9 protein-coding genes are annotated in these 12,884 nt (G+C 43.5%); 3 read left to right on the top strand and 6 right to left on the bottom strand.

Annotated features, from left to right (window positions below; translation table 11 throughout):
• A partial coding sequence (locus VIP81_RS26705) for a toprim domain-containing protein (RefSeq protein WP_331968512.1) occupies nucleotides 1–1,514 on the bottom strand: 1,514 nt, incomplete at its 3' end.
• Between the two features lie 338 nt (nucleotides 1,515–1,852).
• On the opposite strand from VIP81_RS26705, the gene VIP81_RS26700 reads away from it, so the two are divergent.
• Nucleotides 1,853–2,002 carry a hypothetical protein gene (locus VIP81_RS26700; RefSeq protein ID WP_331968509.1) on the top strand — a complete coding sequence of 50 codons (150 nt, stop codon included), beginning with the start codon at nucleotides 1,853–1,855 and terminating at the stop codon, nucleotides 2,000–2,002.
• 336 nt (nucleotides 2,003–2,338) lie between these two features.
• On the opposite strand, the gene VIP81_RS26695 is transcribed toward VIP81_RS26700, so the two are convergent.
• Nucleotides 2,339–3,007, bottom strand: coding sequence for a response regulator transcription factor (locus tag VIP81_RS26695; RefSeq protein WP_133810261.1), 669 nt, complete (start codon nucleotides 3,005–3,007; stop codon nucleotides 2,339–2,341).
• Nucleotides 3,008–3,054: 47 nt separating this feature from the next.
• Nucleotides 3,055–6,156, bottom strand: a complete 3,102-nt coding sequence (locus VIP81_RS26690; protein ID WP_331968504.1) for a sensor histidine kinase — start codon at nucleotides 6,154–6,156, stop codon at nucleotides 3,055–3,057.
• A 147-nt stretch (nucleotides 6,157–6,303) separates the two neighbouring features.
• On the opposite strand from VIP81_RS26690, the gene VIP81_RS26685 reads away from it, so the two are divergent.
• Nucleotides 6,304–7,407 (top strand): oxidoreductase, encoded by a 1,104-nt coding sequence (locus VIP81_RS26685; protein WP_331968501.1) that lies wholly within the window; start codon nucleotides 6,304–6,306, stop codon nucleotides 7,405–7,407.
• A gap of 236 nt (nucleotides 7,408–7,643) precedes the next feature.
• A complete protein-coding gene (locus tag VIP81_RS26680; RefSeq protein ID WP_331968498.1) occupies nucleotides 7,644–10,040 on the top strand; it encodes a glycoside hydrolase family 31 protein in 2,397 nt (798 codons plus the stop codon).
• 674 nt (nucleotides 10,041–10,714) lie between these two features.
• Here the strand turns inward: VIP81_RS26680 and VIP81_RS26675 are convergent.
• The 3 genes from VIP81_RS26675 to VIP81_RS26665 all read right to left on the bottom strand — a co-directional run.
• A complete protein-coding gene (locus VIP81_RS26675; RefSeq protein ID WP_331968495.1) occupies nucleotides 10,715–11,329 on the bottom strand; it encodes a hypothetical protein in 615 nt (204 codons plus the stop codon).
• Between the two features lie 96 nt (nucleotides 11,330–11,425).
• Nucleotides 11,426–12,331 carry a DUF4382 domain-containing protein gene (locus VIP81_RS26670; protein ID WP_331968492.1) on the bottom strand — a complete coding sequence of 302 codons (906 nt, stop codon included), beginning with the start codon at nucleotides 12,329–12,331 and terminating at the stop codon, nucleotides 11,426–11,428.
• 291 nt (nucleotides 12,332–12,622) lie between these two features.
• On the bottom strand, nucleotides 12,623–12,884 hold a 262-nt coding region (locus VIP81_RS26665; RefSeq protein ID WP_331968489.1), incomplete at its 5' end, for an alpha amylase C-terminal domain-containing protein.

Below are 12,884 nucleotides of genomic sequence, written 5' to 3'. Positions count from 1 at the left end.
ATACCATCTACGTCGGCATCGGTAGCTACCACAATGTTATTGTAGCGCAGTCCTTCCATCCCTTCTTCAATATTCAACGCATGTTGCAGCAGGTTGAATTCTTCATTTTCGTACACAATCTTTTTCGTAAGACCGTAGCTGTTCAGTGGCTTACCACGCAAACTAAATACCGCCTGTGTTTCCACATTGCGTGATTTGGTGATAGATCCGCTCGCAGAATCCCCTTCCGTAATGAAGATGGTGGAATCCAGGCGACGGGCCTCTTGTTCTGCTTTATCTTTTCCGGTAAGCTCATCGTTCAGGTGCACCCGGCAATCACGCAGCTTCTTGTTATGAAGATTCGCTTTCTTCGCTCTTTCATTGGCCAGTTTCTTGATACCAGCCAGCTCCTTACGTTCACGCTCACTTTGTTCAATACGTTTCTTCAACGCCTCTGCAATAGCCGGATTACGGTGCAGGTAATCATCGAGGTGTTTGGACATGAATTCCAGTACAAACGCCTTTACGGAAGGACCTCCTTCAGAAACTACCTGGGAACCCAGTTTGGTTTTCGTTTGCGATTCAAATACAGGCTCCTGTACACGAATGGAAACAGCGGCACAAATAGACGCCCGGATATCGGTCGCTTCATAGTCCTTTTTATAAAAGTCACGCACTGTTTTTACAAACGCCTCGCGGAAAGCCGCCAGGTGCGTACCACCCTGGGTAGTATGCTGCCCGTTCACAAATGAATAATACTCTTCCCCGTACTGGCTTTCATGTGTGATGGCCACTTCGATATCGTCTCCTTTCAGGTGAATGATCGGATAACGCAGGTCTTCTTCATTGGTTTTACGCTGTAACAGATCCAGCAAACCATTCTTTGAAATATATTTCTTTCCGTTAAAACTAACGGTCAGACCAGCATTCAAAAAGCAATAGTTCCAGATCTGGTTCTCCAGGAATTCCGGGATAAAACGATAATTTTTAAATACCGTATCATCCGGTGTGAAAGTTACCAGGGTACCATTGGCTTCTGTAGTAGCTGTTTCTTTATGTTCTTTTGTTAATACACCTCTTTCAAACTCGGCTACTTTCATGCGGCCGTCACGAACAGATTGTACACGGAAGTAGCTGGACAATGCATTCACTGCCTTGGTACCCACGCCGTTCAATCCTACTGATTTCTGGAAAGCCTTGCTGTCATATTTGGCACCGGTATTAATCTTGCTCACTACATCCACTACTTTTCCCAAAGGAATGCCACGTCCAAAATCACGGATGGTCACGTGATGCTCTGTCACCTTGATATCTACCTGTTTACCAAAGCCCATGGTGTGCTCATCGATACAGTTATCTGTTACCTCTTTGAGCAGGATATAAATACCATCGTCCATGCTCGATCCATCTCCCAGCTTACCAATGTACATACCAGGCCGGAGGCGGATATGCTCCCGCCAGTCCAATGACCGTATGGAGTCTTCCGTATAGGAAGCAAATAGATCTTTGTTATCCGTTTTGTCCGTGTTTGCCATAATATATTAAAATTTCCTAAATATTATTGTTTCATGGGTTAATCAATGATCTGCAAGGATACTAAATCTTTTAGCAAAATCAGATTGCTGGCAAAAATAAAGGATTCATTGAATCATCCCAAGTATAAGTTATGCACTATGCTTACATTATTGAAGGTCAATTAATTAAGACTTATGAAAATTATATTTTTGGGAGATTTTTATCTTATTCAGGGTATTTTACGGGGAGATCACATGAAAATGGTATAAAAAAAATTTATGTGAAATAAAACTTATATCAATAAATTATCTATATTTACATCAGTCAACTTTTAAGAGAAAATCCTAACCTGGTCCTAATGAAAATACTATTTCTAATCCTGCTATCAGCAGTCGTTTTAGTAGCGCTTGCAGCTACCTATTTCATCAAAAAAGAACAGGATAATCGTATTGGTAACAAATTCCTCACCCTGATCCGGAAATTTGATTCCTGGCAGATGATGCGCTAATTACCTTTACTCCAACATTACAAACGGCTTTACAACAATATTCACAAGAAGTTACATCAGTCCGGCAATAGCCATCAGGGAGAGTTATGTCTATACTTAAATGTATTACACCTATTAACCGTATAATCCCTATCCTATGAAAACTGGTTTATTATTTAAACTCGCCTGTTTGCTGATTGCCGCGGTAGTGCTTTCTGTACATTTGCTGAAGAAAAGCGTAAAGCTAAAAGCATAAAGCAAAAAGCTATTGAAGCGGATGATCATGTTTGCATAATCTACGTTTTATCATTCGCTTCAATAGCTTTTTGCTTTATGCTTTTAGCTTTATGCGTGGCATTATCTGTTGTAATACTTATTCACCGCATCTGTACGGCTACGTACATGCAGCTTTTCGTAGATGTTGTGTACATGGCGTCTTACTGTTTCAATACTGATAAACAGATTGCTGGCAATTTCCTTGTACAGGTATCCTTTGGAGAGTTGATCCAGGATTTCTTTTTCCCGGGTAGTTAATGCTTCGAGCGCTGGATTAGGTTTTGCCTGTTTCTGGAAAAAGGCAACTACCCTTCTGGCTATTTGCGAACTCATCGGGGAACCGCCATCGTACAAATCACGAATAGCTTCGAGTAATTCACCCGGAGATGTTTTCTTGAGAATATAGCCACTCGCACCGGCCTCTAACGCCATGAAGATTTTATCATCATCTTCATATACCGTCAGCATCATAAATTGCATATCGGGATGCTCCCGCTTCAACTTAGCAATACATTCAATACCATTCATACCACCCGGCAGGTTAAAATCCATCAGCACTACATTCGGCATCAATTGAGGGATTTGTTCTACTGCGGTTTCTCCATTATTAAAAGTCCCAATACAGGCATAACCGTCAGAACCATTAATCAGCAATTCCATAGCCGTGCGGATATCATGATTATCTTCTACTATCGCAATCGTGATAGTGTCCATGTTATCCTGGGACTTCTTCTTTGAGTATACCGTCATGTTTAAAGGAATTATAACACTTAAATGTTATTAAAAACAAATGTATGTTAATTTAGCGGGATATCGAGAAAAACAATTGTTCCGTTATTGGAGGAAATATCCGCGTTACCCCCTACGGATATCATTCTCTTCTGAATATTTTTCAAGCCATTACCAAATAATCTTACCTTCTCCTGGTCGAATCCCTTTCCATTATCCTTGATCATTATTGTCATGTTCTTATGCATCTTCACTTCTACAATTACCTCTGTTGCTTTCGCATGCTTCACTACATTATGCAGTGATTCTTTTACTGCCAGGTAAATATTTCTCCTGGTTCCGCCGCTCAGCTTAATATTAGGAATGGTTTCAGGTATATAAAACTGGTGTGTAATATGCGCGTGCTCCAGGAACTCTGCTGCAAAACTTCTCATATAGGCGATCAGGTTAGCCAGCGAGTCATTGGAAGAACTCATGGCCCAGATGATCTCGCTCATTTTATCAATCATCTCTCCTGCTGTTTCGGAAATACGTTCCACTTCCCGCGTTTGTGAAGGGTCCTGTATTTTTCGTTTAGCTACTTCACTTAATAAACGGATGGTAGATAATCCCGATCCCAGATCATCATGCATATCGCTGGAAATACGCGCCCGCTCCTGATCTACGGCCTGCTCTTTCTCCAGTTTTAATTTCTCATGCCTTATCTTATAATCCAGGTAAAGCGTAGAGAAATAATAAGCAATACCTAACAACAGCAACAATAGTAAAAACCGGAACCACAGCGATTGCCAGAAAGGAATTCTGATCACAATCTCCAAACTGGTAGGAATGGTGCTCCAGATATCATCATTATTTGAACCTCTTACTTTAAAGGTATAACTGCCCGGATGCAGATTGGTATAACGGGCCATCCTGAAAGTACCTGCCTGTACCCAGTCTTCGTCTGCTCCTTCCAGTTTATACTGTACTTTGTTCTTTAAAGGATTGGTATATTCCAGCGGCACAAACTCGATGGCAATGGTGTTTTGGTTATACGGTAACTCTACTTTCTTTAACAGGGAAATAGCCGTATCCGATTCATAAGGTTTATCCAGTACTTCCATACGCCGTATAATCACCTTTGCATTAGAGAGGTTATCCCGGAAGTTCTTGGGATAAAAGCCATTCACACCACGGATACCCCCAAAAAATAATTCGCCGTCGATCGATTTATGAAATGCACCGGTATTAAATTCATTCGACTGTAAGCCGTCTTCATAGTTATAAGTAGTGATCTCTCCGCTTAACGGATTAATCTGCGACAGCCCCTTATTGTGACTCACCCAAATTCTATCTTTATCATCCAGCAACACGCCGTACATGTAATCGTTGATCAGTTTCGGATTGTCGTAACTATTATAATGCTGCCTGATACGACCAGATTCATCGATGATGAACAATCCTTTGTTAGTGGCTACCAGCAACTCTTTGTGCGCATTTTTATTAATAGATTTCACCGTGGTACCGGAAGGAAGCGGGATTGATTTCCAGCGGGAGTCTGCCTGATTCTTTGCATACAAGGCAGATTTCGTACCCACGTACTGGTTACCCATGAAATCCTCGTAGTAGGTAGTCAGTAATTCATCGTTAAAATTATGTACCACGGACACTTCATATTTGTTGTTGTTATCATCAAACAACAGCAGGTAACCGCCATAGTTGAAGTATAGTTCTCCATTGGTACGTTTAAACAGGAAAGGCCAGGGATCGCGTTGCTGCGGTAGTCCCAGCGCCGTTACTTTACTGGTAAGGTCCAGAAAAGATTTGGTTTGTACATTAAACAAACCAATATGCATATTGGCAAAATGCAGCCATAAATGATCTGCATTCTCCCGGCAAATAGCGCCAAGATCATTTGCCGGAAATTTCCCCGGATATAATTCATTGGAAATTCGCTCCAGGAATTTTCCACCATCTTCATAAATATTCAATCCGTCGCGCATAAGGCCCACATAGAGTTTGCCGTCGTCATGCTTATACACTGCCTGCACCATATTATGGGTGATATAGGGAGATCTGTACAGGTTAAATACTTTTTTATGCGGAGAATATTTTTTCAATCCATCACCATCAGTTCCCACCCACATATTATCGGAGATATCCCGGTACAGGTAAGAAACATTATTGAAAGAACGGGTTTCAAATGTATTAAAGCTAACAATATGCCGCAGGATTTCGTTGCGGGTAATGCTGTAGATCAACACGCCATCATTACCGCCAATCCATACATTGCCAAACTGATCTACCTCTGATACGCCGGGAAGAAAGGGTTCTCCCTTTTCATTCCGCATATCGAACGCCAGGTCACTGAACTTATTCCGTTGTTTGTTGAAGACAACAATATGCCCCACACTCACAATGATCATAGAGTCCTTGTTGAGATTGCGGATCACAGGTTGATTACCTACTCCTGGCAAACAATAGGTAGCCAGGCGCAGATTTTTTATATTCAGTGAAAACAGTTCTCCGGGTTCTCCGTTCATCCAGATCGTATTGCCATCTTTCATCACGGCAGTAGGCAACACGCCTTTCTGCCGGAACTGGGGCGGGTACAGGATAATACGTCGGATCGCATAGGTGGTGTTGTCCAGTACATACAAACCTTTCATAGGACGCCATACCCAGAGTGAGTTCGTCGCTGTATCTTCACCCAGTATTGAAAACTTCACATTGTTATCGCGTTCCTGTGCATTTACATTGGAAGTATCTTCCAGTAAGGTGCGGAAATTATTGCGGTACTTATCATACACGCTGATCCCGTTGTTATGGGCCAGCAGGAGTTGCTGCCGGCTGTCTTTATAAAAGGAGAATCCTTTATATCCTTTCAGATCAAACCGGTTAATAACTGCCCGGTTGCCGGTAGAACCACGTGGTACCAGTTCCCCCTTACCTTCACCTGCCTTGTAGAGGGTGCTGGGCTTATACCGGTATTCATTAAAGGTATACCCATCGAAACGATTGATGCCGTCGCGGGTAGCAATCCACATAAATCCCTGGTCATCCCTCGTAATATCGAATACGGTACTTTGAGAAAGTCCTTCGTTAACACTATAGCTGTCGAAAATGTAGGGCTTATCCTGTGCATGTAATACCCCGGAGAGAAGCCCCCACAAGCAACATAGGACGAACATTTTTAAGCGATGCGGTTGATGCACTATGATTTGTGTTATTGAAGTAAGCAGGTTAGGTAATTTGCAAATATATAAATCTGTACCACACTTTGTAGCAATTTTGTAATTTTCTTCCTGATAACAGATTGGAGACAAATGATATACCTTATGAATGCAACAAGAACGAATCCGGGCATAATAGTCTTAAATACCTTACAGTGGCTCTTTACCGCTAACGGACGCGGGCGGCATTATCACCTGTTGGTGTTGATCTGCTTTTATTTAGGGGGTACTGCTTTACCGGCAGCTGCGCAAAAGGCCGGCGCTAATTACCAGATCAGTGTAATTGCCCGCACACCAGTGAAAAGCATCCGGGGACTCAGCGTGGTAACCGACCATATTATATGGGCTTCCGGTACCGGAGGGCAGGTAGGTAAAAGCACAGACGGTGGCGCCCACTGGCAATGGACGGTGGTACCGGGTTGCGATAGCTGCGACTGGCGCTCACTGTATGCTTTTGATGACCGTAAAGCAATTGTATTGAATGCCGGTGCACCGGCACTTATTTTTTTAACGGAAGATGGGGGCACATCGTGGAAGCAGGTCTACTACGATAACCGCCCGGGTATCTTCTTTGATGCCATGCAGTTTTTTGACGAACAGGAAGGGATCGCTATCGGTGATCCATTGCAAAACAGATTTACTGTCATTCGCACACATAACGGTGGCCGCTCCTGGGAATCAGATGCTGCAGCCAGTTTACCGGTAGCGGCTACGGGCGAAGCCATCTTTGCAGCCAGCGGCACCAGCCTCGTCACATTCCCCGGAAAGAAAGTGTATTTTGCCACCGGTGGTAATGTGGCACGTCTTTTTGTATCTGGTAATAACTGGGCCGCCTATACGATTCCGGTAGTACAGGGAAGCAGCACCACAGGTGCGTTTTCAATTGCGTTCCGGAATGCGGAAACCGGCATCGCCGTAGGCGGTGATTATAAGCTGGATACTGCCCGGAAAGGTAACTGTATGCTGACGTCCAATGGCGGACGAACCTGGTACGCGCCGGTTACTCCTCCGGGCGGATACAAGTCCGGAGTGGCCTATGTCTCCCAAAAAATCCTGATAACTACCGGTACTTCTGGTACAGATATTTCTGAAGACGGCGGTAAAAACTGGAGAAAAATTGGTGATGGTTTTAACGTAGCAGCCCGCGCCAGAAAAGGAACAAAGGTTTACCTGGCCGGAAAAGATATAGCGGTACTCGGTAACCACTAATAAAAAGGTGCTCCTGGAAAGGTGCACCTACTAAAATAGGTTAAAGCAAAAAGTAAATTTATTGATATGAAGTTAATCAGTAATTTATTCACTTTGCAGTATTTTTTGCGAAGCACCGAATTTAAAGGGTAAACGCAGAAATATGGGCGTCTAACGCGAATTGACTATAAGTACTCTGAATTTTTATGTAATTTAAGACCATGGCAGCGCATGCCATGCATCCAGAAAAAGAGATTATGCAAGTTGAAACCTCGTCAAGTAAATACGGCGCCAAGCACTATCCCGACAGTATCAGGGAGTGGAAAAAAGAAGGTAATTATTTTTGCTTTTATACAACAGAAACAATACTGGAAATAAGGGTGATTGCCGACAAGATCATCCGCTTCAGATACGCTGCAGACGGCACTTTTCAAAGGGACTTCTCCTATGCCACCAGCGACACACTCGAAGAATCTCCTATCTCATTTGGCATCAGGGAATGGGAAGAAACGTTTGAAATATACACAGATGTTCTCCGGGTATTTATAGCAAGGGATAACCTGCGCATCACGATTTCGGATAAAGATGGAAAAGTGATTAACCAGGATGAAATGGGTTATCACTGGCAGCACTACCTGCTGAAAGGTGGCAAAATTCAGTATTGCAGCAAACTCGTACAGGAAGGTGAATGCTTTTATGGACTGGGAGATAAGCCTACAGAACTGAATCTGCGGGGTAAGCGCCTGGAGAACTATGGTACCGATGCCTATGGTTATCAGAAAGATACCGATCCCCTCTACCGCAATATCCCTTTCTATTATGGACTGCATCACGGGATCGGCTACGGCATCTTCTTCGATAATACCTTCCGGACCATCTTCGATTTTGGTAAGGAAAGGGAAGATGCCTGCAGCTTTTGGGCAAGAGGTGGTGAAATGAACTACTATTTCATTTACGGACCAGACCTGCTGGAAGTGGCGGAGTCTTATACTAAAATTACCGGCACCCCGGAGCTTCCTCCCCTGTGGGCACTAGGGTATCATCAATGCCGCTGGAGTTATTACCCCGATACCAGGGTAAAAGAAATTGCCAAAGAATTCAGAACACGTGGCATCCCCTGTGATGTCATCTACCTGGATATTGATTATATGGATGGTTTCCGTTGCTTTACCTGGAATAAGGAGTGGTTCCCCGATCCGGCAGGATTGATTAAGGAACTGGCCGCGGAAGGGTTTAAGGTAGTGGTGATCATTGACCCCGGTATTAAAGTAGATCCGGATTATGCCGTGTATAAAGAAGGTATGAAAAACAATTACTTCTGTAAACGGGCCGACGGCGCGCTGATGGAAGGGGATGTATGGCCGGGTAAATGTGTGTTTCCCGATTATACCAATCCGGAGGTGCGCGACTGGTGGAGCAGTTTGTTTAAAAGTCTGGCGGAAACCGGCGTGCGGGGCGTATGGAATGATATGAACGAACCCGCTGTTTTTGAAATGGGTTCTTTCCCGGAGGATGTACGCCACGACTATGATGGAGAAGAAGTAAGTCACCGCAAGGCTCACAATATATATGGTCACCTGATGAGCAAGGCAACGGCCGCGGGTATGAAAAAATACCTGATGCCGCATCGCTCCTTCCTCATTACCCGCTCCTGCTATTCCGGCGCACAGCGCTGGTCTTCCGTATGGACGGGCGACAACGTATCCAGCTGGGAGCATCTGTGGCTGGCCAGCGTACAATGTCAGCGTTTAGCGGTGTCCGGTATTTCTTTTACCGGTAGTGATATTGGTGGGTTCATCGGGGAGCCGGATGGAGAATTGTATACCCGCTGGATTCAGCTGGCCGTATTTCATCCGTTAATGCGTACGCACTCGGCCAGCAATGAAACCGGCTTTAACCAGGAGCCCTGGAGCTTTGGTTCGGAGTATGAAAAAGTAGTGACTAAGTTTATTAAGCTGAGATACAGACTATTGCCTTATTTGTATACCACCTTCTGGCAATATGCCAGCCAGGGAACGCCGATGCTGCGCCCACTGGCTTTTGTAGCGCAGCAGGATGCAGCTACCCACAACTGCTCTCACGAGTTTATGTTTGGGGATGCCTTGCTGATCAGCCATGTGAGCGAGAAAGGAATGAAACAAAAAGCAGTATACCTGCCGGCAGGTAACTGGTATTATTTCTGGAATGACCAGAAGTATACCGGCACCCGGGAAGTTACGGTGAATACCCCGCTGGATGAAATGCCCCTGTTTGTGAAAGCAGGTGCGGTAGTACCACAATACCCCGACATGCAATACACACAGCAAACACCGGTCACAGAAATGCTGCTGCATGTATATTATGGAGAACAGGAAGTGAAGAGCGTATTGTACGAAGATGCCGGTGATCATTACGGCTACAAAAACGGTCAATACAATGTGATTCGTTTCAAACAACATTCAACGCCGCAGCAGTTCCATCTGAGAAAACAGTTTTTTGTGAATTATGAAACGTCTTATACCAACCATCGCATCACGGTGCATGGCTTGCCGTTTAAACCTGGTTCATTGATGGTTGACGGACAACCCGTAATATTATCACCAGAAAATCTTTTACCAGATAATACGGTATCATTTGTAGTACCAAGAAGCTTTGAAGAAATCACTATGAGTTAGCGTTAAGAAGAAAAAGAAAAGGCACTTCAGATAGAGATCTCGCGCCGGTTTCATAACCTATGCCAACTTTAGAGATACTAAATTAGATGCTTAATCTGAGTGTACAAAATGTTGGGAGGTATGAAAAGCATAATGAACAAAATGAATGACTTGTTAACGTTGAATTAAGAGTGTATGGCGAACATCAAAAAATAAAATCGCCGCAAACTCCTTACTGTAAAGGATTACAGAAAAGAAAATCAATTTAGCAAATATATTTCAGCAAGATAGAAAGCGTAAGGCGCAAAGATGATTGATCATCTTTGCGCCTTATGCTTTTTGTGTTGTTGATTACAACACGTATTGACGGTGTATGCTTAATAAAAAATGGAAAGGAAGATAATGGATGTCAATGCACAAAACACTAAAAAGATAAAAACGCCCCTGAACAGGATCTCCATCTTATCGGTGGTAGTATAATCAATGCTATGCAATTCTTGCGGATTTTCCCCGTGGTTGATAATCAGGCTTTTCATACAAACAGGTTAAAGTGATTAAATATTAAAAAAAAATTCGTGGGTTTGGGGTTCCATGAAGATCAACATCCTTAAATGAAAGTACAAGAAAAAAAGCTAAAATGGACAAATCTTTTTGTTCATTTTAGCTTTTAGGCTGTTCATTTTTGAATGCCGTATTTATTCCTTCTTTTTATGCTTGCCGGTATTCTCGTGGGGCAGCTGCAAAACCGCTTTTTTAACCGCAGGTTGTTCCTCGGTAGTACTATCACCTAACTCGTCAGCAGTAACAGTTTCACCACGTTTGTAGTACTCTTTTACCGCCTTCCCCGTTTCCTCATCATACAGTTTCCAGACGCCATTACGCACCGAATTCCCCTTACGGATAATTTCGGTAGGTGTTTCCGCATTGGTTACCGGATCAATAATCATGATGGTGTCGCGCTGTCCTTCTACCTCAGTAGAAATGTAGGCGCCCTCCTCACTCAACTTCCCAATTGACTCCCCATTTGTAAAATAATATTTGCAGTACCCGTCGAGTACATTATTCTTGTAGGTTTCCTCCGCTATTAAAGTGCCGATGGAAGTAGTCTTCTTCCATACCCCTTCTTTGCGGTCATTTTTATAAGTACCCTCCCAGCTATATCCCGGCTCTCCTCTTACCTCTCCCACCTCTTCCACCCAATGCCCCTGCTTGCGGTGTTGCTGATCCCGTTGATTGGATTTAACCTGCGCTAAACTGCTGCCAATGAATATGATTTGCAGCAGCATATATAAAAAACTCTTTCGTATCATCTTTGCTTCTTTAGCACAAGTTAAATATTTTATACATATAATTAAAGATCCGGACTGCAATACCTGTCGGGAAGGTACCACAGTCCGGATCCATTGTTATTTATGCAACCTGATGCTGCCTATTTTTGTGTCTTTACCACGTTCTACTTTCACACCGGTGATAGTAGTATCCTGGTAACCATTAGAACCATTCACAAATACATTCCAGTCGCCTACTTTCAGGCCACGTACTTTATAATCACCATTCAGCCATGGCAGTGCATACAGGGTATCATTGTTATTATTGTAAACAGAGATAACCGGATATGCATCCCAAGGAGTCACCTTACCGGAAATGCTACCCATTTTCAGAATGGTAAATACATTTATATAAGGTCTCAGGGTGAACTGTCCGTGCCGCACATTGATAATAGAACGCTGTATATCAAAGTCTAACCACAATTGCAGATTATCCGTACTCAGCTCGTCCCATTCATTATGACGTACTCTTACAATAATCTTAGTCTGACCAGATACCGATTTCAACGGATAAGTAACACCATCTTTTACCAAAGAGTTATTGGTGCCAATCGTAATACGGATACGTTCCATCGTGCCTTTGTGAACATTACCACCAGCCAGCAGCGTATCGGCGCCGTTACGCAGGGTCAGCAGGTCGTAAACGCCAGGGTTAATACCCAATGAATCCCACAATTCGCAGCTATCTGGCTTGGGCGTTCTGTCGTGGTCATGATCTTCATCCCACCAGCACCTGTCTTTATCATCCCAATTATCGTCATCTGTTTTACCACAGGTATCTACCAATACTTCCACTTTACGGATATCCAAAAATACTTTGTCGAAATAACCCGGATCATCAGACAGGTAGAGACTCACCTTTTGTTGATTGGGCGGAATAGTGGAGACGGAAGAATTATCCTTTTTACAGGCTTCCATCATAGTAAAGGCAACTAAAGCTGCCATTGCTAAACCAAGCCCCGGCTTACGGAGAAAGTTTTTCATAAATGAATGGTTTTAAGTTTCTAATAAAAATTTATGGTTTGAATCGATTTGGCTGAGTTGATGCTGGTATATAAAACGCGCTATCCCTGGCATTATTGCTGTTGCTGAACAGCCTGATAATAGATCAGCCAAAGGCCCGAAAGTTTAAAGCGGACAAAAATTTAGCCAAAAAAAGAGCCAGATCTCTGTGGAGACCGGCCCTCATTGGTTGTGATATCTTTTGGAAGATTAAATAGTATACTTAGCTGACGATTTCCCGGGACAGATGCCCAACGGTGAAGTACCGCGGACTTACTGCAGTTTCAATATCGTAGCACCTAACGGAGGCAAACGCAAAGAAATCGTATAGTCTCTACCGTTATAAGTCTGTTTTACTGTTTTTAATACGCCCGTATTCACCACACCGCTGCCATAATATTGCGGCGCATCACTATTGAGTACTTCTATCCATTCTCCTCCTACCGGCAATCCTACCAGGTAATTCTCACGCGCTACCGGCGTCATATTCAACACCACTAACAACACATCTCCCCGCTCCTTTCCTTTCCGCACA

It is taken from the genome of Chitinophaga sp. (assembly GCF_036566945.1).
In the GTDB taxonomy this organism is placed as follows: domain Bacteria; phylum Bacteroidota; class Bacteroidia; order Chitinophagales; family Chitinophagaceae; genus Chitinophaga.
The sequence above is the reverse complement of the archived record's forward strand: the minus strand, read 5'-3'. Positions and strand labels throughout refer to the sequence as shown.

Excerpts from the sequence above, each read along its gene's own strand:
- VIP81_RS26680 (WP_331968498.1), top strand. The coding sequence starts at position 7,644 with ATGCAAGTTGAAACCTCGTCAAGTAAATACGGCGCCAAGCACTATCCC.
- VIP81_RS26700 (WP_331968509.1), top strand. The coding sequence starts at position 1,853 with ATGAAAATACTATTTCTAATCCTGCTATCAGCAGTCGTTTTAGTAGCG.
- VIP81_RS26670 (WP_331968492.1), bottom strand. The coding sequence starts at position 12,331 with ATGAAAAACTTTCTCCGTAAGCCGGGGCTTGGTTTAGCAATGGCAGCT.
- VIP81_RS26690 (WP_331968504.1), bottom strand. The coding sequence starts at position 6,156 with ATGTTCGTCCTATGTTGCTTGTGGGGGCTTCTCTCCGGGGTATTACAT.
- VIP81_RS26685 (WP_331968501.1), top strand. The coding sequence starts at position 6,304 with ATGAATGCAACAAGAACGAATCCGGGCATAATAGTCTTAAATACCTTA.
- VIP81_RS26695 (WP_133810261.1), bottom strand. The coding sequence starts at position 3,007 with ATGACGGTATACTCAAAGAAGAAGTCCCAGGATAACATGGACACTATC.
- VIP81_RS26675 (WP_331968495.1), bottom strand. The coding sequence starts at position 11,329 with ATGATACGAAAGAGTTTTTTATATATGCTGCTGCAAATCATATTCATT.